This window comes from Ferrigenium kumadai (assembly GCF_018324385.1).
In the GTDB taxonomy this organism is placed as follows: Bacteria; Pseudomonadota; Gammaproteobacteria; order Burkholderiales; family Gallionellaceae; genus Gallionella; species Gallionella kumadai.
Window position 1 is genome coordinate 2,313,301 of record NZ_AP019536.1, and the last position, 18,433, is coordinate 2,331,733.

Below are 18,433 nucleotides of genomic sequence, written 5' to 3' on the forward strand. Positions count from 1 at the left end.
GCCCAAGGGGCGCTCCTACACCCGGCTTACGCCTGCGCTCCCGCCTCGAACACGCGGAATTGCCGCGGCCTGATGAAGACCTTGTCGCCGCTAGCCAACGGCGCGGCATCGAAGCGCTCGCGACTCAATTCGATCTCGATGAACTCGCTGCTGCCGTCTGCCGCCACTTCCACGCGCACGATCGAACCGATGGCGCGCACCAGCTTGACCTCGACCGGCAAGGCCGTGTCGTCCTGCGGCGTGGCGCTGATGTCGATGTCGTGCGGGCGCACATACGCCACCGCTTCCTCGCCGTGATGCTCTGTCCATGGCGCATGGTCGCGGCTGTGGAACAGGTTCACGTTGCCGATGAACTGGTAGACGAATGGCGTGGCCGGCGCGGCATACACTTCGTCCGGCGTGCCGATCTGCTCGATCCTGCCTTTGTTCATCACCACCACGCGGTCGGCCACTTCCAGCGCCTCTTCCTGGTCGTGCGTGACGAAGATGCTGGTGATGTGCAGCTCGTCGTGCAGGCGGCGCAGCCAGCGGCGCAGTTCCTTGCGCACCTGCGCGTCAAGCGCGCCGAACGGTTCGTCCAGCAGCAGTATCTTCGGCTCGACCGCCAGCGCACGCGCTAGGGCGATGCGCTGACGCTGTCCGCCGGAGAGCTGTGCCGGATAGCGGTCATGCAGGAAATCCAGTTGCACCAGGTTCAGCAGTTCATGCACACGGCGCTTGATCTCGGCTTCGTTCGGGCGCTCTTTCTTCGGTTTTACCCGCAGACCGAACGCGACGTTCTCGAACACGGTCATGTGCCGGAACAGCGCGTAGTGCTGGAACACGAAACCGACGTTGCGCTCGCGTGCATCGCGCTGCTGCACATCTTCGCCGTGGAACAGCAGCTTGCCGGAATCGGCCAGTTCCATGCCGCCGATGATGCGCAGCAGCGAAGTCTTGCCGCAGCCGGAAGGGCCGAGCAGTGCCAGCAGTTCGCCGCTGTTCACTTCGAGGTTGATGTTGTCCAGCGCCTTGTAGCTGCCGAATTGCTTGTTAAGATTTTCAATCGTGATGCTCATGGTGATGCTCCGCTTTATGTAGGGGCGCGATTCATCGCGCCCTTGGTCAAATTTGAAATTCAGGGCGCGATGAATCGCGCCCCTACATACCTACGCTCCGTGATGCAAAGGTTCGCCGCTGCGTTTCGCCTGCCATTCGACCAGCGCCTTCACCAGCAGCGTGACCAGCGCCAGCAGAGCCAGCAGCGAAGCCACGCTGAAGGCGGCGACGAAGTTGTATTCGTTGTAGAGGATCTCAACGTGCAGCGGCATGGTGTTGGTCATGCCGCGGATGTGGCCGGACACCACCGACACCGCGCCGAACTCGCCCATCGCCCGCGCATTACAGAGGATCACGCCATACAGCAGGCCCCACTTGATATTGGGCAGCGTCACGCGCCGGAAGGTCTGCCAGCCGGATGCGCCAAGCGATACTGCGGCCTCCTCCTCTTCCTTGCCCTGCGCCTGCATCAGCGGGATCAACTCGCGCGCGATGAAGGGGAAGGTGACGAAGATGGTGGCGAGCACGATGCCGGGTACGGCGAAGATCAGTTTGATGTCGTGTTCCTGCAGCCACGGACCGAACCAACCCTGCGCGCCGAACAGCAGCACATAGACGAGGCCGGATACCACCGGACTCACGGCAAACGGCAGGTCGATCAGCGTGATCAACAAGCTCTTGCCCTTGAACTCGAACTTGGCGATGGCCCAGGCTGCGGCCACGCCAAACACCAGATTGGCAGGCACCGCGATGGCGGCGGCGATGAAGGTCAGCTCGATCGCCGACCAGGCGTCCGGCTCTTTCAATGCGGACAGGTACAGCTCCCAGCCTTTGCTGAAGGCCTCGATGAATACCGTCGCCAGCGGCAGGCCGAGGAACAGCACAAGATAAGTCAGCGCCACGCCGATGAGCAGCAGCGTCACGCCCGCAGATTCGCGCGTAGAGATTCTTCTTTGTGTCGTTTGAGCAGACATCAGCGTGTCCCCTTTCTTGAACTCCACCATTGCAAGGCATTAATGCTCAGCAGCAATGCGAACGAAATCAGCAGCATCACCACCGCGATCGCCGTCGCGCCTGCGTAGTCGTATTGCTCCAGCTTGGCGACGATGAGCAGCGGCGCGATCTCGGAAATGAACGGCATATTGCCCGCGATGAAGATCACCGAGCCGTATTCGCCGATGGCGCGCGCGAAGGCCAGCGCGAAGCCGGTGAGCAGCGCGGGAAAGACTGCGGGAAAGATCACGCGGCGGAACACATCCCAGCGCCCAGCCCCGAGACTGGCCGCCGCTTCCTCCACCTCGGCCTCGACGTCCGCCAGCACCGGCTGCACCGTGCGCACCACGAACGGCAGGCCGATGAAAGTGAGCGCGACCACGATGCCCAGCGGCGTGTACGCCACTTTGATGTCATGCGCGGCGAAATACTGGCCGAGCCAGCCGTTCGGCGCATACAGCGTCGCCAGCGTGATGCCCGCCACCGCGGTGGGCAGCGCAAACGGCAAATCCACCAGCGCATCGACGATGCGCTTGCCGGGGAAGCGGTAGCGCACCAGCACCCAGGCCACCACCAGGCCGAAGAAGGCGTTGATGACCGCCGCCGCGAAGGATGTGACGAAGGTCACGCGCAGCGAAGCCACCACGCGGTCGCCGGTCGCGACATCCCAGAAGCCGCCCCAGCCCAGCGTCGCCGTCTTGAAGAACAGCGCGGACAGCGGGATCAGCACGATCAGCGAGAGATAGAGCAGCGTAAAACCCAGCGCCAGATTGAAACCTGGCAGCACGCTATGGGCTTTGAATCGAGACATCGCTTATTCCTGTAATTGGATAAGCGCGCAGTCTATCCACGATTAGTTAGATATAAAAATGAATAATTCTTATTTCTTTATCGATAAATGGAATAAAGAAAGCGCGGCGACTAAGCCGCTTCCATCACCCACTGCTGCGCCGCTGCCGGACGGCCGAGCAGGTAGCCTTGCACCAGGTGTACCCCGGCATGCCGCGCCAGTTCGAGTTGGCTTTGGGTCTCGATGCCTTCCACAACCACTTCCGCCCCCAGTTCGCGAACGATCTCCACCAGCTTGGGCAGGATGCGCTGCAGCCGTGGATTGACCTCCGCCTGCTGGATGATGCCGCCGTCCAGCTTCACGTATTCCGGCGACAGCGTCCACAACCGCTCCAGATTGGAATGTTCCTTGCCGAAATCGTCGATGGCGATCCGGTAGCCGCGCTCGCGATAGTTCGCGATGGCCGCAGCCAGGAGCTTCTCCTCGCTCACCGCACTCTCGTTGATCTCGATCACCACCTCATTGGTCGGCACGTCGTGGTGATGCAGCACCTGCTCGAACACCTTGCCGTGCGAATTGACCGCGACCAGCAGCTCCGGATGCACATTGAGGAACAGCAGTCCGTTGCCTTTGCCCATGTTCAGGTAGTTGAGCGTGTGCAGCGTGCGGCACAGGCGATCGAACTTGACCAGCCGCTCGGCCACTTCCGCCTGCCGGAACGCGGCGGGCGGGGCAACGGCATTGCCCTTCTGGTCGAAGGCGCGCAGCAAGGCCTCGTAGCCCAGCGGCGCATTCCGCGCCAGATCGACGATAGGCTGGAACGCGCTGCGCAACTGCAAGCCGATAAAATTGGCGCGCACCTCATCGCCATGCACCTCCAGGCGATAGTCGTCGTTCAGGCTGAGCGTATCGCGCAGCTCCTTCTGCAATGCGTTCAAACGGTGAAGCGTAGGCACGCCGGACTCACTTCCTGGTATAGAACTGGTCGAACACGCCGCCGTCCTTGAAGTGCTCTGCCTGGGCCTGCTTCAGGCTGCCGAACACCTCGTCTACGGTGAACAGCTTCAACGGCGGCAATGTCTTGGCATATTTCTTGGCGACCTTTGCGTCGCGCGGACGCAATTCGTACTGTGCAGCGAGATCCTGCGCTTCAGGCGAGTACAGGTTCTGCAGGTAAGCCTCGGCCACCTTGCGGGTGCCGCGCTTGTCCACCACCTTGTCCACCACGCTCACCGGCAGGTCGGCCACGATGCTGATCGGCGGATACACGAGGTCGAACTTGTCCGTGCCGTATTCCTGCTTGATGAGGCCCACTTCGTTCTCGAAGGTCACCAGCACATCGCCGATCTCGCGCTGCACGAAAGTCGTGGTCGCGCCGCGACCGCCTGTCTCCAGCACCGGCACGTTGGCGAATATCTTCGCGACCAGATCCTTGGCCTGTGCCGGCTTGCCGCCCTGCTTGATGACCGAGCCCCAGGCGGCGAGGTAGGCGTAGCGCCCGTTACCCGAGGTCTTGGGGTTGGCGATGATCACCGACACGCCGGACTTCGCCAGGTCGTTCCAGGTCTTGATGCCCTTGGGGTTGCCCTTGCGCACCAGGAACACCGAAGTGGAACTGAACGGCGCGCTGCCGTTCGGCAAACGTTTCGCCCAATCGGCGGGGATCAGTTGCTTCTCGGCGAGGATGTCCACGTCGATGGACTGGTTCATGGTCACCACATCGGCATCCAGGCCATCCACCACCGCGCGCGCCTGCTTGCTGGAACCGCCGTGCGACTGGTTGACGGTCAGGTCATCGCCCGTCTTCTGCTTCCATTGCTTGATGAACAGCGGGTTGTAGTTCTTGTAGAACTCGCGCGACACGTCGTAGGAGGCGTTCAGTATCTTCACCTCCGCGGCGAATGCCGATGCGGAAAAGGCGGCTGCAACAGCCAGCAGGGACAAGGACTTCGGCAGAAGTGCTTTCATTGTTCTCTCCAGATATTGGTTAACGGTGCGCAAAGCGCGTTTGCGGAGCGCACTTTATCCAATCCCGTTTCGAGCACAAAAGAATATTTACTGCTTTGTTTATAGCCATATCTTATATACGGCCGATTGCTCTCACGACAGCAATAACATATGCGTATTGCTCCGCAAGCACCGGATAGCCGCGCGTTTCGATCGATGGCGATATATGAATTTCTGCTATCGATTGCTGAAGATATTGGTTCGCAATCGCAGGATGTTTCCATAAGATGCGGACATGAAAGCAGACAACTTTCATGTTTTCTCCTCCCTTAAGGGCGCCCTCCCGGGGCGCCCCCTTTTTCAGAAAGGGTGACCGATTTCACGGCTGCGACATCGAGGCAGCCAAGCCGCCGGATTTAACCGACAACTTTCCGGGGCGGCATATAAATTCCGGCTAAAGCGTTGCTCGCTCCGCCCCTCCGGAGCCGGCCACGCCGGATAACCAGAGGGAAAGGAACCATCATGTTGGACATCGCATCGTCATCCGCAGCAGGGCAAACCGCCCGCCCAAAACTCAGCGACGCATTGCAGCTGTACGAACGCCGTTTCGGCTCGCCTCCCGATTGGCTGGACGATCTTGCGAATGGAAGGATACAGGCGCTCATCCAGCAGGCATTGAGGCGGGGAGCGCCGTTGACCGCGGCGGATGTGCTTAAGTGAGATAGTCCAATTAAAACCGTGCGGCCTCCTGAAGAACAGGAGACCCACGGCGCGAATCAGGCAGGCTCCAGGAAACCACCCGAGCGAAAAGTCAGCACCAGGGTATCGCGATGCCCGCCTTCGGCCGTCGGCTGGATCGGCGTGGACTCGTGGATGACGCGCTGATCGTCGAGCAGGAGCAGCGTCCAGGGTTCGCTCAGGGTGAAGCGCTGTCCGTGCCGCCCGTTGAATTCGAAGATGCGGCTTTCACCGCCGCGGATGTTCTCCCTCGCCACCAGCAGGATGGCGACGAAATCCACGCCGTCGCGGTGCGCGCCTTCAGGCGTCGGCCGCCCGATGCCGTTGCTGGTATCGATGCGGAACTGGTGCGCTTCCACATACCACGGGCGTTCGCCCTTGACGGCAGAACAGACGCGGCCGATGGCCCGCAACAATTCCTGCCATACCGGCTGTGCGACAGTGTTTTCGGCGATGGGCTCGAACATGCGCAGCATGCCGCCGTGCAGCGCGTTGTATTCCAGGGGTTGGTAATGCGCGCGGTGCGGCACTTGCCTCACGCTTTCCCCCTCGACGACAAAACTGGAATGCCGGCGGCGCCGGTAGCGCCCGCCATCCCTGAGAAAGTTGTCGAGCGGCAGGTCGTCCCAATCCGCTTTCAGCGATTCCAATTCGGACAGCGGGCGCCCGACAAATGAGCCGACTCCTGACGAGCTCAGCACCCCATGGCCATGAACCTTCAGGGCCTCGGAGAGATATGCCGGGTTGATATAGGTAGGAGCAAGCATCGCGGTAGTCATTGCGGGGGTCTCTCGGGTTGCGCACACAATATTACGTCAACGAGCCGCGTTTACCGCGGCACGATGCCGCACAGTTTGCCACACTCCTTCAAGCTTGGTTCGATCAGCCCCGAAGCCTTGCCTCTCATAGCGGCAAACCGGCCGAGTCGAACAGACCCTCGAACAGAATGGAGCTCAGGTAACGTTCGCCCGAATCCGGCAGGATGACGACGATGGTCTTGCCCGCGTTCTCCGGGCGTTGTGCCAGGCGTGCCGCGACCGCCACCGCTGCGCCGCAGGAGATGCCGGACAGGATGCCTTCTTCGCGCGCCAGCCGCCGGGCATACAGCACCGCATCTTCGTTGCTGACTTGCTCGATGTCGTCCACCAGCGACAGATCCAGTACGCCGGGCACGAAGCCCGCGCCGATGCCCTGTATCTTGTGAGGAGACGGCTTGAGTTCCTCGCCGTTGCGCTTCTGCGTCAGGACCGGACTGGCGGAGGGCTCGACCGCCACGGACCGGAATTGCTTGCCGCGCGTCTTCTTGAAGTAGCGCGACACGCCGGTGATGGTGCCGCCGGTGCCGACACCGGACACGAAGATGTCGACGTTGCCGTCGGTCGCATCCCAGATCTCCGGACCGGTGGTGGCCTCATGGATCGCCGGATTGGCCGGGTTCTCGAATTGCTGCAGCAAGACATATTTCGGATCGGACTCGGCGATCTCCCTGGCCTTGGCGATGGCGCCGTTCATGCCCTTCGGACCCTCGGTCAGCACCACCTTGGCGCCCAGCGCCACCAGCAGCTTGCGCCGTTCCAGACTCATGGTTTCCGGCATGGTCAGCGTCAGCGGGATGCCGCGCGCGGCGGCGACGAAGGCCAGCGCGATGCCGGTATTGCCGCTGGTCGGCTCGACCAGTTCCTTGCCCGCCCCCAGCAGGCCGCGCTTCTCGGCATCGTCGATCAGCGCCACACCGATGCGGTCCTTCACCGAATAAGCCGGGTTGCGCCCTTCGATCTTGGCCAGCACGGTGGCCTTCGCGCCGTCGAGGATGCGGTTGAGCTTGACCAGCGGCGTGTTACCGATGGACTGGGAATTGTCTGCTGACCACTTGGCCATATTTTCTCTCCTGTGAAATGAACGTGAATCAATCGTGAACCGAAGGCAGGCCGTGGTTCAGCCACCCTTGCCGCGGGCTGCCGTCGCCCTCGAAACCTTCCAGCACATTGAAGGCATGACGGAAACCTGCATACGTAGCAGCTTCCGCGGCCGCTACCGAACGCTTGCCGCTGCGGCAAAGAAACAGCACCACGTCGTCCGTGCCGATTGCGGATTCCAGCTCGTCGATGAAGTGTGGATTCTGCGACATTCCGGCGCCGGTAAGCCACTCCACATGACTGGCCTCCGGCACCCTCCCGACGCGCTGCAATTCCCTGGCGGTGCGCACGTCCACCAGTTTGGCCGCGCCGGAAGAAAACAGCGCCCACGCCTCCTGCGGCGTGACGTCGCCGGCATATCGCAAACCGTCTTCCTGCGCGATCTCGCGTGCGGCAGCGAACACGGATTCGGCAACGAAGCCGTGCAACGCATGCACAGCGCTATGCGTCTCGTGATGTGAACTCCGGGTAGCAACGGACATACGACCTCCTTTATACATGCCGACCGGCGGGAACGTGCAAGCGTGCGAACGCGCCCTGGTCGGCGACGGAAGGAATCGTATTACTTTCTGCTTAGAACAATAAATAATAAATATCTATAAGCAATGACGAATATGGAATATATGCGCCAAGGATGGAGCGAGGGGGAGCAGGGCGGGAGGAAGCAGGACGCTCCCTCCGCAATCCATGCAGCCAACAATTTAATCGCGGATGCGGAAACTGTCGTGGCAGCTCTTGCAGGTCTCGCCGACCTTGCCGAACTGCGTCTTGATTGCGCCGACATCTCCGGTCGCAGCCACTTTCGCCAGTTCATTGGCTTCCTTGTTGAAGGCGACTGCCGCCTTTTTCGCATCTTCCGGCTTGTCGAAGAATTCCGGCTTCAGGCGCGATTTCTTCCAGCCTGTGGCCTGGTCCGTGCCAGGGCCGTAGAGTGCGCCCAAGCCGGAATTAGCCACTGCAGCGACCGAGTTCGCGGCGGCGACGACCTGCTCCTTGTTGTAGGTCTCGGGATGTTCGACCACCTGGCTCTTGATCTTCGAACAGTTCCAGGCGGCGAACGAATAGGCCGACTGGCGGAACTTGACCTGCTGGTCTTCGGCTTGTCCTGCGATTGCGGCCGTGCTCGCCGCCGCAACGAATACTGCCAATGCTAATTTGAATTTCACTTACGACTCCTCTATGGTTAGATAAAAATGAACAGCACTACGACTACCAATTCGGCGTGGCGACGGCGGGTGCAGACTGCACGGGATCGAGGTACTGCACCCCGCTGATGACGCCCCAAACCGCCACACCGGAAACCGCGAATGCGACCAGGAAGCGCAGCATTCCAGCCTTTGAAACAGGAACCGCCAGATCTTCTGGAACCGACTTTTTGCCGGTGAGCATGGGCACGACCAGATTGCGCTTTTTGACCCTGGCGTAAAAGACGATGGCCGCGATGTGCAAGACAATCAGTCCCGCCAGCACCTTGAATACGAGCACATGCAAACCGCTCAGCCTGTCGCTCAGCGATTTGTCCACGAGACCGGACAACGGCCCCTGGAACGCGATGTCGTCGTTGGCGAACAGGCCCGCGCCCACCAATGCCGCCAGCGCCCCCAGCAGGGCAATCACCGACAGCGCGCCCAGCGGATTGTGCCCATGGCCTTGCCACTGCCCCTTCAGGTAAGCCGCGATCCTGGCGGGCGTCGGGAAGAAATCGGCGAACCGCGCATGCGTCGAGCCGACGAATCCCCAGACGATACGGAATACCAGCAGTCCCAGGATCAGCACGCCGATGCGTCCGTGCCAATCGATCAGCTCGCCGCCTACTTCCCCGGTGACGATGGAAACCGCCACGGCCAGCGCCAATAGCCAGTGGAACATGCGCAAGGGTAAATCCCAGACTTGAATGCTGACTGACATTTTGCGCCCCGCTTATCTCTGATCGATGACATGCGGCTCCTGCGGGGTAGCCGAAGCCCCTTCGCCGCGCACCCCATCTCTGAAACCTTTCACTGCGCTGCCCAGATCGCTGCCGAGGCCGCCCAGCTTTTTAGTGCCGAACACCAGCACCACAACCAGCAACACAATCAACCAATGCCAGATGCTTAACGAACCCATGTCTGTCTCCTTGTCCTATTTCGCCCGTCCCGTGAAACCCGGGGTCAGCACTGCAATGCGGTAGGCGGAACCGCGCCCGACGGCGTAGAGCGATTTCTTGTCCTTGCCCGCGAATGCCAGGTTCTGCGGCTGCTTCGGCAGCGGGATGATGCCGAGCGCTGCGCCCTTCGCATCGAACACTTCGATGCCCGCCGTCGAGGCCACGTAGAGCCGCCCTTTCGCATCGACCGCGAGGCCGTCCGCTCCGCTGGAGTAGCCGCCGTTATCGGTCTTGCGGAAACCCGCCAGCTTCGCGAAATTTCTCTTTCCGCTGATCGAGCCATTTCTGGCAACGTCGTAAGAAAGGATGTATTCACCCAGCGTATTGGCGACGTACAGCACCTTCTCGTCCGGGCTCAGCTGGATGCCGTTGGGACGCTCGATATCATTGGCGATGCGCAACAACCCGCCCTTGGGCGTGATGCGATAGACCGCAGGACGCGGCGTGATTTGCGGCTGTCCTGCGGGAGCAGCGCCGGAATCGGTGAAATAGATATCGCCGCGCTTGCTCAGCACCAGATCGTTAGGACGCACGAAGGGCACGCCCTCGAATTGGTCGGCCAGCACCTTCTCCTTGCCCTGCGGATAGACGATGCCGACGCGCGGATTCAGCACCTGCACCGTGACGAGCTCGCCGTCCGCGTTGAAGGCCAGCCCGTTCGAACCATTGCTGTTCTCCAGGAAGGTCGACAGCGCGCCGTCTTCCGCGATGCGCGTGATGCGGTTCGCGCGCGTCTCAGTAAAGGCCAAGCTGCCGTCCGGCAATGCGATGGGGCCTTCCGTGCCTTCGAATCCATCCTTGATGAGTTCGATCTTCGTTCCTGCGGCAACTACGCCGTCAATCGCCGGCGTCGCAGTTTCTTCCGTGTTGGCGATGGCAAAGCAGTACAGCAGGCCTGCGCCGCCCGTCTTCACCAGGCTTTCCTGACTGCAGCCACGGCTGCCGTGCGCGGAGTTCCACGAGATGTTGCCGCCGCCGGTACGGTCGAAGTGGCCGACCTGGGCCGAACCTTCCGCCGCGCTGCTGGTGTAGTTGCCGCAGGTATGATCCGCGGCATCGGTGTACGCGCGCCCGTCCGGTTGCGAACCGGTGAGGATGTCGTGCTCGTTCGGCTTGTCCCCCGCCCCCTTCACCGGCTCGTTCTTCTCGGTCAGCGCCGTCGTGCGGCTCAGGTTGTTGCCCAGCCTCGCGGACTCGATCACATCTCCGTGCAGGTGGGCGACATCCCTGGCGACCTGCACACCGCGCACGTTGTACCAGGGACCGGAACCGATGCGGTCGCGCGCGTTCACCGCAGGCTGGCCGTTCGCCGCCTGCGTGCTGAGGTAAGCATGCCAGACCCGTTTACCCGCACCGGCGGCCTCAGCCAGTTTCTGGCAATGCGCATCGGCGCCCGCCAGCCCGCCGAGATCGGCGCCCTTGCCGACCGGTTGGCTGGTAACAAAAAAACTCAACGGCTGCACCGGGGCTTTCACCGGTGCGGCTGGCGCCGGTGCATCCGCCGCAAAGGCGCAGGACAGATTCAACAGCAATGCGCAAACTACAAATGGACTCTTCTTCATTTTTTCTCTTCGCTTGTAATAACTGAAATAGATCGGGAGGGACTTTCATCCTGCCCGACTCTCCGTAGCCAACTTCGTCGAGTCGGCCACGCTCAGCGCAGCCGGATCGGGGACATCCTGCTGCCTGCGGCGGAAAGTGAGCAGCAGCCGTTTCCAGCCTATCGCCACGGCACTGACGCTGAGCACCAGTCCCAGCAACACCCACACCACCATCCATGCATCCCACAGCGGGCGCTGGTAGAGCCAGCCGAAATCCCAGTGGTGCAGCGCCGAGTAGAGCCAGCGGAACACGCGGCGGCTGCGATCCTGCTTCGCCAGCAAGCGGCCATCCTGCGGATCGATATAGAGATGCGTGCCGGCGGCATCGGCCAGTTCCACACGCAGCACCGGCAGCGGACGATCCGCCACGTCGCGGTGGTGGCGCAGGTAGTAGTAGTTGTCGTATTCCTGCAAAAGGGTTTGCGATGCCACCGGGACATCGCCGGCCAGGCGATGCACGGCAGCCAGCAACGAGGCATCGCCGAAACGGGATCCGGCGCCGTCGCTCGCCTGCGGCAGGCGGCGGCCATCGCGGGTGTAAGCCAGCGGCACCGTTTCATCGCCCAGTCGGCGCCATGCCAGTTCAACCACATCCGCCTCGGCGCCGACCAGCGCCGTCGGCCGCCATGATTGCGCGACGGACGGATCTTCGCCGCCGGCATATCGCTTCAACTCTTCCTTGCCGGGGTTGGCCGGCGAAAACAACTGCCACGGATTGTTGTTCAGGAATCCGCTGAGCCCCCACGCGAGCGCCAACACGCCACCGGTCAGTCCGCCCCAGAAATGCAACTTGAACCAGACATTGCGGTAGGGGTGCACCCGCCCCTCGGAGTAAGTCTTCTTGCCGAACCAGCCGGGACGCCAACGCAACCAGCCGACGACCAGGCCGGTCAGCGACGCGACCACGGCGACGAACGCCGTCCACTTCAGCACTTCGACGCGGGTGTCGTTGCTCGCTCCCGCCAGTTCCAGCGGACGGAACAAGTGCACCCAGTTGCCGGCCCAGTACAGGCCGCGCTGGATGCGCGTGGAGGCATGCACGACTTCGCCCGTCACCGCGGAGATCAGCAACTCGCTGCCCGCGCCATCTTCGATGGCGATACGGTGGAAGGGGCGCAGGTTGTCCTGGTTGCGCAGGATGGCGGGCTTGTCCAGCGTCTCGACGTAGCTCACCGGCCTGGCGCCGTCGCGCTCCGCCCAGACCTGCGCGATCTTCAGCGCCTGACCGGCATCGGTGGCATGCAGCGAGCCGTCCAGTGCGGACAACGCCAGATGCTGGCCGCGCCCGTCCTCGACCAGCCACAGCGGTTCGCCGCCCTGGCGCACCAGGTGCGCATCGACAATGCCGTTGACGGCGGGCGTGGATTTTTTCTCGCCCGACGCCGACGCATTGCCGTTGGCCGCGGGCTTGGCCGGGGTGCGCAGCCGGAGGAATTCCTTGCGCTGCTCCGTGCTGGCGTCCCATGCCGCACCCGCGCTCAGCCAGCCGGTTTCCGGCGTCAGTGTCTCGGCATGGGCCAGTTGCTGCGCACGCGTCGGCGTGGGCGGCTCGGCAAATACGATGAGCAAGCCGGAAAAGAACCACAGCACCATGAACAGGGCCAGCGCGATGCCGCCCCAACGGTGTATCTCGAATAACAAACGCTTCATCGCTTCGTTCTCCAATATGAAATCAAATCCATTTCAGCAACTTTGATGCCACGGCGCGAAGGCCGGAAATCCGGGGCTGCTGCGGCGGACAGCCCCCTTGCGCTGCTGCATGGCCAGCAGACGCGCCGCACAACTGTTGAAATGCGTGCATCCCACTCACAGTCCGGACAGGTACTCGGCCAAGCCGTTGATTTCGTCGTCGCTCAATTCCCGCGCGATACGGTTCATCACGCCGTCCGGGCTGTTGCTGCGTTCGCCCATGCGCCACTTGAGGAGCTGGATGCGCAGGTAGGTGCGGTGCTGTCCGGCCAGCGCCGGGAAGCCCATGCCGCGTGCCGTCGCACCTTGTCCGCGCTCGCCGTGGCAGTTGGCGCATTGCGGGATGCCGCGCTCCATGTCGCCGTACAGGTACAGGTCGCGCCCCATCAGGCTGGGCAGCTTGTCCGGCTCGGGCGTCCGCTTGCGGCCCGCGAAGTAGGCCGCGATGTCGAGACGGTCGGATTCACCCAGATTGGCGGCCATCTCGCTCATTACGACATGCTTGCGCGCGCCGGACTGGAAATCGTCCAACTGTTTGGCAAGATAGGCGGAGGGGTGTCCGGCAAGTTTGGGCGTGGACATCGACAGGCTGTTGCCATCCTCGCCGTGGCACTCCTGGCAGAGTTCAGCTTGAGATTTCCACTTGCCAGAAGCGGCGTCGCCCTGTCCGTCCGATGGCGCAGACAACGCCGCAACGGGCAACATGAATACGATGAATGCAACGGCAGCGAGGCGCGCGAACTCCCGGCTCACCACTCCCTCTCGATCAGGCTCTGCACAACCGCCAGCGCCTGCTCGACATGTTCCGCCGGTTTCAGCCCGCCCAGCACGGCAGCAATCTTGCCGTCGCGTCCGATGACGAAGGTCGTGCGCTCGGCGAAGCCGTGGCCGATCTCGACGCCGCGCGTATCCTTCCTGCCCGCTGCCGCTTCACGCACATTCACCTCGTAGGCCCTGGCGATCTTGCCGTCGGCATCGGAAGCGACCGCGATCTTGCCCGCGCAATACTGCGGGTCGGCGGAGAAGTCGTTGAGGCGCGCGATGCTGTCGAGCGACACGCCGACGATGGTCGCCCCCGCCGCCTTGAACTTGTCGTAGTTCTCCGCAAAGGTGTGCGCCTGGACATTGCAGCCGCCGGTGTAGGCAGACGGATAGAAATACACCACCACCGGTCCTTTCTTCAGCGCACCCTGCAACGAATAACCGAATGCCTTGCCGGCCAGCGAAGCCTGCGCCTCGAAGCCCGGAGCGGTTTCGCCTTCCTGCAGTGCGGCCCAGGCCGGTACGGACAATGCGCCCATCAGCAGGAAAGACAACAACAGATTTTTCATCTTTCAATCCTCGGTCTTGTAAATCTGGTGGCAGGCCTTGCAGGTCTTGGACAAGGTCACTGCCGATTGCGAGGCATGGTCGAAATCGTTCGCCGCCACATAGCGGGTGATCTCCGCCGACAGTTCCCGGCTCTGTTTCGACCAGTCCACCGCATCGCCTTTGCCCTTCTGTGCGAAGTACGTCTCGACATCGGCAAACATCTCGGCCAGCGCGCGGGCATCCTCCTTCGCGCTGGAGGCATCCTTGAGCGCGATGTTGGACGACAGGCTCTTGTTCCTGTCGTCCATGAGCTGCATGGAATCCTCGTCGACAGTGACCTGGCTGGCCAGCACACTGCCGCTCAGGAGGGCGGAAATCCAGATGAAATGAAATATCTTCCTGTTCATATCGATTGCATCCACGTTTCGATAATCAGGCCAGCAGGTCCTTGATGACTTCGCCGTACACCACGGTCGGTCGTTCCGAACGTCCGCTGTTGAGGAAGGTCACTTTCAGGTGATCCAGCCCCAACTGTTGCAGCACGGTCGCGTGCAGGTCGTAGGTATCGACCGTCTTGCCGACCGCCTGCAAACCGATGTCGTCGGTCGCGCCAAAGGTGGTGCCCGCTTTCACGCCGCCGCCCGCCATCCACTGCGTGTAGCCCCAGGGATTGTGGTCGCGCCCGTCGCCGCTCTCGCCCCAGGGCGTACGGCCGAATTCGGAAGTCCACACCACCAACGTCGAATCCAGCAGGCCGCGTTCCTTCAAATCGGCCAGCAGCGCAGCGATGGGCTTGTCCACCATCTTCGCGTTGTGGCCATGGTTCTCTTCCAGCTTGCTGTGCGCATCCCAATTGCGGAATTCGCCTTCCGGCACGGCGGGGCCGGACACCACCTGGATGAAGCGCACGCCGCGCTCGGCCAGGCGGCGCGCGCGCAGTAGCACGGTACCGTAGCTTTTGGTCGCTTCGTCGTTCAGGCCGTAGGCTTCCCTGGTCGCCTCGGACTCCTTGGAGATGTCCACGGCTTCCGGCGCCGAGGTCTGCATGCGGTCGGCCAGTTCATAGGAACGAATGCGTGCCTGCAGCTCTGTGTCGTCCGGGTAGCGTGCAGCATTCTTCTCGTTTAGCTTCTTCAGCAGGTCGAGCGACTTGCGCTGCTCCAATGCCGCGATATATCCCGGACGGTCCAGGTGAAGGATGGGAGAGTCGCCGGGACGAAAGGCTGTGCCCTGGTACACCGCAGGCAGGAAGCCGGAGTTCCAGTTCGCCGAACCGGCACGCGGCTCCTGCTTGTCGTTGTACAGCACCACATAGGACGGAAGATCTGGATTGGCGGAGCCGAGTGCGTAGCTCACCCACGCGCCCAGCGAGGGACGGCCCGGGTTCACGTCGCCGGTGTTCAGCTTCAGGATGGAGATGTCATGCGTCGCACCGATGGTCACGCTGGATTTGATGAAGGCGATCTTGTCGGCGTGCTGCGCCAGGTTGGGCACGAGGTCGGAGAACCACGCGCCGCTCTCGCCGTATTGTTTCCAGGTGCGCTTGTTCGACACGAACAATTTGCCGACGCCGCCCTGGGTAAAAGTCTTGATGCCCTTGGTGTACTCCGCGGGCACCGACTGCCCGGCGCGCTTGACCAGTTCCGGCTTGTAATCGAACAGGTCCAGCGTGCTGGGCGCGCCGTCCATGTGCAGCCAGATGACGGTCTTGGCCTTGGCCGGAAAGTGCGGCTGTTTGGGCGCAAGCGGATCGAACGGCGTGGCGGCCTCCGCCGGTGCGTAGAAGAATCCGCCGCCGGGCAGGAAACCGCTCAGGGCGACACCCCCCAGGCCGACTCCGGCTTTGATCAGAAAATCGCGGCGCGATTTGTTTTCCATAATGTGTTCCTTTTCGAATGTTAGAAGCGATAAGTGAATTCGTTCGAGTTCGCCACGGCGTGCACGAGATCGACGAAAGCGGCGAGGCGGATCGGGTCGCCCGCCTGTCCGTCCTTCAGGCCGGTGGGCAGGTTGACGGCGAACTTGCCGTCGCTGGCCTTGCTCTTGATGACCTTTTCCTGGCTGTTCAGGAAGGCGCGCAGTTCGGTCTTCTCGGCCTTGTCCGGCGCACGTGCCAGCAGAAGCTGGTAGAGCCTGTCGATCTGAGCCGATTCATCCTTGCCCGCTTCGTTGATCACCCTGCCCGCCAATGCCTGAGACCAGCCGAACACGATCTCGCTGTTGAACAGGGTCAGTGCCTGCAACGGCGTGGTGGTCACATCGCGCTTGCTGTGCACGATATTGGGGTTGGCCATGTCGAACGATTCCAGCAGCGGATACGGCACGCTACGGCGCGTAAAAACATAGATACTGCGACGGTTCCATTCGCGCTGGTCCTTGCTCACCTTCCACAGCGGGTTGCCGTCGAAGGTGTTGTTGCCCGCCACCATCGCGCCGGGCAGCGGCGGGAGTACCGAGGGGCCGCCGATCTTGTCGTTGATCTGCCCGGAGGCAACCAGCAGCGAATCGCGGATCTCTTCCGCCTCCAAGCGCTTGCGCGGGAACACCGCGAGCAATCGGTTTTCCGGGTCGGCCTTATGCGCATCCGCACGATGTTCCGACGCCTGGCGGTAAGTGCTCGACAGCAGGATCTGCCGATGCAACTTCTTCACGCTCCAGCCTTCCTTGACGAAGTTGTCCGCTAGGTATTCCAGCAATTCCGGATTGGACGGCTTCTCGCCCGCCTTGCCGAAGTCGCTGACCGTGCGCACGATGCCGGTGCCGAAATACAGGTTCCACACTCGGTTGACGAACACGCGCGAAGTCAGCGGATTTTTCCCGCTGGCGATCCAGTTCGCCAGCGCAGTGCGGCGCCCGGAAGAAGTCGCTGACGGCGAAATGACCGGCTTTTCGTCGGTCAGTGACGCCGGGAAAGCCGGCTGTACTTCTTCCGTCGGGCGCTCGTGTATGCCGCCGAAACGAATGAACGTCGGCGGCGCCTCGGGATGGCCCAGCTCGGTCGTTGCCGACACATATTTGGAGCCGGACTCGGGCTTGAGAGGGTCGAACTTCTTCAGTTCGGCCGCCAGCTTCTGGTACTCGCCCCATTTCGCGGCCAGTTCAGGCGTGTATTGCGGGTGGTTCTTGTCCTCGCCCACGCGCTTCAGGTAAGACTCGATATCGCGGTCGCTGGAAACGTTCTCCAGACGGTGGTTGACCCAGCGGTCGAGCGGCGTCCAGTCCTTCTCGGCCTTGAAGATCGCTTCCTGGCTGTCGGTCAGGTAACGCTCCTTGTGGTATTTCACGCCGGGCTCGCGATAGGCGTCGAGGATGGCCTTCTGCCTGTCGCGGATACCCTTGGTCGCTTCCTGATAGCGAGCTTGCGCGGCCTCGAATTGTTTTTCCTGCTCGGCCTTCTCGGCGAGGATTTTTTCGTTCACGCTGGTGTTGGCGAAGAACGCCTGCAAGGAGAAGTAATCCTTCTGCGATATCTTGTCGCTCTTGTGGTTGTGGCAGCGCGCGCACTCCAGCGTCGTGCCCAGCAACGCCTTGCCCATGGTGTCCACCATGTCGGTAGTGATCTGGTACTTGCGCTGGATCAGGTCGCGCGAGTTGTAGTTGTCCGGGTAGCCCGCCAGGAAGCCGGTGGCGATCAGGGCTTTCTGGTCGTTCGGCGCAATCTCGTCGCCCGCCAGTTGTTCCTTGATGAAGCGGTCATAGGGCTTGTCCTCGTTGAACGCCCCGATCACGTAATCGCGGTAGCGCCACATGTTGGGACGAGTGGTGTCGTTCTGGAAGCCGGTGCTGTCGGCGTAACGCGCAAGATCGAGCCAGCGGCGCGCCTGGCGCTCGCCGTAATGCGGCGACGACAACAGACGATCCACCAGTTTTTCATGGGCATCGGGCGAACGGTCGGCGACGAAGGCCCTGACCTCTTCCGGAGTCGGGATCACGCCCCACACGTCGAGCGTGGCGCGGCGTATGAAAGTGGCGCGATCCGCCTCGCGCGACGGCTTGATACCTTTCGCTTCCAGCTTCGCCAGCACGAACGCATCGATGGGAGTGCGCACCCAGTTCTTTTGATTCACCTGCGGCACGGCAACCTGCTGCACCGGTTGCCACGACCACAGCTTCGCCGGCGTGGCGCGCGTCGCCTTGGCGGCATCGGCTGCTGCCTTGTCTTCTGCGGCCGCCGCTCCGGCGGTCGCAGACAGCGCCAGCAGCACCGCGAGATAAACCTGTTTTTTTCCGATCATTTGTTGCTCCTGAATTTCAAGATGTTTGG

Annotated in this window: 19 protein-coding genes; 1 reads left to right on the plus strand and 18 read right to left on the minus strand. The window is 62.1% G+C overall.

What is annotated here, in order from left to right:
• Positions 1 to 26: 26 nt before the first annotated feature.
• From FGKAn22_RS11225 to FGKAn22_RS11245, 5 genes are all read right to left on the minus strand, one after another.
• A complete protein-coding gene (locus FGKAn22_RS11225) occupies positions 27 to 1,058 on the minus strand; it encodes a sulfate/molybdate ABC transporter ATP-binding protein (protein ID WP_212785720.1) in 1,032 nt (343 codons plus the stop codon).
• A 90-nt stretch (positions 1,059 to 1,148) separates the two neighbouring features.
• Positions 1,149 to 2,012: a sulfate ABC transporter permease subunit CysW gene (gene cysW, locus FGKAn22_RS11230; RefSeq protein ID WP_212785721.1), complete on the minus strand. Its 864-nt coding sequence runs from the start codon at positions 2,010 to 2,012 to the stop codon at positions 1,149 to 1,151.
• On the minus strand, positions 2,012 to 2,842 hold the full coding sequence (gene cysT, locus FGKAn22_RS11235) for a sulfate ABC transporter permease subunit CysT (RefSeq protein ID WP_212785722.1): 831 nt from the start codon (positions 2,840 to 2,842) through the stop codon (positions 2,012 to 2,014). The genes cysW and cysT overlap by 1 nt, the downstream gene beginning before the upstream one ends.
• A 110-nt stretch (positions 2,843 to 2,952) precedes the next feature.
• Entirely contained in the window at positions 2,953 to 3,777 is an 825-nt protein-coding gene (locus tag FGKAn22_RS11240) for an EAL domain-containing protein (RefSeq protein WP_212785723.1), read from the minus strand.
• A 7-nt stretch (positions 3,778 to 3,784) separates the two neighbouring features.
• Entirely contained in the window at positions 3,785 to 4,789 is a 1,005-nt protein-coding gene (locus FGKAn22_RS11245) for a sulfate ABC transporter substrate-binding protein (protein ID WP_212785724.1), read from the minus strand.
• A gap of 501 nt (positions 4,790 to 5,290) precedes the next feature.
• Between FGKAn22_RS11245 and FGKAn22_RS11250 the strand changes: the two genes are divergently transcribed.
• Positions 5,291 to 5,488 (plus strand): hypothetical protein, encoded by a 198-nt coding sequence (locus FGKAn22_RS11250; RefSeq protein ID WP_212785725.1) that lies wholly within the window; start codon positions 5,291 to 5,293, stop codon positions 5,486 to 5,488.
• Between the two features lie 56 nt (positions 5,489 to 5,544).
• Here the strand turns inward: FGKAn22_RS11250 and FGKAn22_RS11255 are convergent, their stop codons facing one another.
• From FGKAn22_RS11255 to FGKAn22_RS11315, 13 genes are all read right to left on the minus strand, one after another.
• Complete coding sequence (locus FGKAn22_RS11255) at positions 5,545 to 6,285, minus strand: 2OG-Fe dioxygenase family protein (RefSeq protein ID WP_212785726.1); 741 nt, start codon at positions 6,283 to 6,285, stop codon at positions 5,545 to 5,547.
• Between the two features lie 124 nt (positions 6,286 to 6,409).
• Positions 6,410 to 7,384: a cysteine synthase A gene (cysK, locus tag FGKAn22_RS11260; RefSeq protein ID WP_212785727.1), complete on the minus strand. Its 975-nt coding sequence runs from the start codon at positions 7,382 to 7,384 to the stop codon at positions 6,410 to 6,412.
• A gap of 28 nt (positions 7,385 to 7,412) precedes the next feature.
• Complete coding sequence (locus tag FGKAn22_RS11265; RefSeq protein ID WP_212785728.1) at positions 7,413 to 7,904, minus strand: rhodanese-like domain-containing protein; 492 nt, start codon at positions 7,902 to 7,904, stop codon at positions 7,413 to 7,415.
• Between the two features lie 219 nt (positions 7,905 to 8,123).
• The gene (locus tag FGKAn22_RS11270; RefSeq protein WP_212785729.1) at positions 8,124 to 8,588 is read right to left on the minus strand and encodes a c-type cytochrome; all 465 of its coding nucleotides are present in this window, start codon (positions 8,586 to 8,588) and stop codon (positions 8,124 to 8,126) included.
• Between the two features lie 43 nt (positions 8,589 to 8,631).
• Positions 8,632 to 9,330: a cytochrome b/b6 domain-containing protein gene (locus FGKAn22_RS11275; protein ID WP_212785730.1), complete on the minus strand. Its 699-nt coding sequence runs from the start codon at positions 9,328 to 9,330 to the stop codon at positions 8,632 to 8,634.
• Positions 9,331 to 9,342: 12 nt separating this feature from the next.
• Complete coding sequence (tatA, locus tag FGKAn22_RS11280) at positions 9,343 to 9,528, minus strand: Sec-independent protein translocase subunit TatA (protein ID WP_212785731.1); 186 nt, start codon at positions 9,526 to 9,528, stop codon at positions 9,343 to 9,345.
• Between the two features lie 15 nt (positions 9,529 to 9,543).
• Positions 9,544 to 11,130, minus strand: coding sequence for an SMP-30/gluconolactonase/LRE family protein (locus FGKAn22_RS11285; RefSeq protein WP_212785732.1), 1,587 nt, complete (start codon positions 11,128 to 11,130; stop codon positions 9,544 to 9,546).
• Between the two features lie 45 nt (positions 11,131 to 11,175).
• Complete coding sequence (locus FGKAn22_RS11290; protein WP_212785733.1) at positions 11,176 to 12,819, minus strand: PepSY-associated TM helix domain-containing protein; 1,644 nt, start codon at positions 12,817 to 12,819, stop codon at positions 11,176 to 11,178.
• 156 nt (positions 12,820 to 12,975) lie between these two features.
• A complete protein-coding gene (locus tag FGKAn22_RS11295) occupies positions 12,976 to 13,611 on the minus strand; it encodes a c-type cytochrome (RefSeq protein ID WP_212785734.1) in 636 nt (211 codons plus the stop codon).
• Entirely contained in the window at positions 13,608 to 14,189 is a 582-nt protein-coding gene (locus tag FGKAn22_RS11300; protein WP_212785735.1) for a peroxiredoxin, read from the minus strand. The genes FGKAn22_RS11295 and FGKAn22_RS11300 overlap by 4 nt, the downstream gene beginning before the upstream one ends.
• Before the next feature lie 3 nt (positions 14,190 to 14,192).
• Entirely contained in the window at positions 14,193 to 14,576 is a 384-nt protein-coding gene (locus FGKAn22_RS11305) for a hypothetical protein (protein WP_212785736.1), read from the minus strand.
• Between the two features lie 25 nt (positions 14,577 to 14,601).
• Entirely contained in the window at positions 14,602 to 16,047 is a 1,446-nt protein-coding gene (locus tag FGKAn22_RS11310; protein ID WP_212785737.1) for a DUF1501 domain-containing protein, read from the minus strand.
• A 20-nt stretch (positions 16,048 to 16,067) separates the two neighbouring features.
• Positions 16,068 to 18,404 carry a DUF1549 and DUF1553 domain-containing protein gene (locus FGKAn22_RS11315; RefSeq protein ID WP_246487402.1) on the minus strand — a complete coding sequence of 779 codons (2,337 nt, stop codon included), beginning with the start codon at positions 18,402 to 18,404 and terminating at the stop codon, positions 16,068 to 16,070.
• Positions 18,405 to 18,433 lie beyond the last annotated feature (29 nt).

Coding starts and splice junctions, on each gene's coding strand:
- FGKAn22_RS11225 (WP_212785720.1), bottom strand. CDS start 1,058: ATGAGCATCACGATTGAAAATCTTAACAAGCAATTCGGCAGCTACAAG.
- cysW (WP_212785721.1), bottom strand. CDS start 2,012: ATGTCTGCTCAAACGACACAAAGAAGAATCTCTACGCGCGAATCTGCG.
- cysT (WP_212785722.1), bottom strand. CDS start 2,842: ATGTCTCGATTCAAAGCCCATAGCGTGCTGCCAGGTTTCAATCTGGCG.
- FGKAn22_RS11245 (WP_212785724.1), bottom strand. CDS start 4,789: ATGAAAGCACTTCTGCCGAAGTCCTTGTCCCTGCTGGCTGTTGCAGCC.
- FGKAn22_RS11250 (WP_212785725.1), top strand. CDS start 5,291: ATGTTGGACATCGCATCGTCATCCGCAGCAGGGCAAACCGCCCGCCCA.
- FGKAn22_RS11255 (WP_212785726.1), bottom strand. CDS start 6,285: ATGACTACCGCGATGCTTGCTCCTACCTATATCAACCCGGCATATCTC.
- cysK (WP_212785727.1), bottom strand. CDS start 7,384: ATGGCCAAGTGGTCAGCAGACAATTCCCAGTCCATCGGTAACACGCCG.
- FGKAn22_RS11265 (WP_212785728.1), bottom strand. CDS start 7,904: ATGTCCGTTGCTACCCGGAGTTCACATCACGAGACGCATAGCGCTGTG.
- FGKAn22_RS11275 (WP_212785730.1), bottom strand. CDS start 9,330: ATGTCAGTCAGCATTCAAGTCTGGGATTTACCCTTGCGCATGTTCCAC.
- tatA (WP_212785731.1), bottom strand. CDS start 9,528: ATGGGTTCGTTAAGCATCTGGCATTGGTTGATTGTGTTGCTGGTTGTG.
- FGKAn22_RS11285 (WP_212785732.1), bottom strand. CDS start 11,130: ATGAAGAAGAGTCCATTTGTAGTTTGCGCATTGCTGTTGAATCTGTCC.
- FGKAn22_RS11290 (WP_212785733.1), bottom strand. CDS start 12,819: ATGAAGCGTTTGTTATTCGAGATACACCGTTGGGGCGGCATCGCGCTG.
- FGKAn22_RS11300 (WP_212785735.1), bottom strand. CDS start 14,189: ATGAAAAATCTGTTGTTGTCTTTCCTGCTGATGGGCGCATTGTCCGTA.
- FGKAn22_RS11305 (WP_212785736.1), bottom strand. CDS start 14,576: ATGAACAGGAAGATATTTCATTTCATCTGGATTTCCGCCCTCCTGAGC.
- FGKAn22_RS11310 (WP_212785737.1), bottom strand. CDS start 16,047: ATGGAAAACAAATCGCGCCGCGATTTTCTGATCAAAGCCGGAGTCGGC.
- FGKAn22_RS11315 (WP_246487402.1), bottom strand. CDS start 18,404: ATGATCGGAAAAAAACAGGTTTATCTCGCGGTGCTGCTGGCGCTGTCT.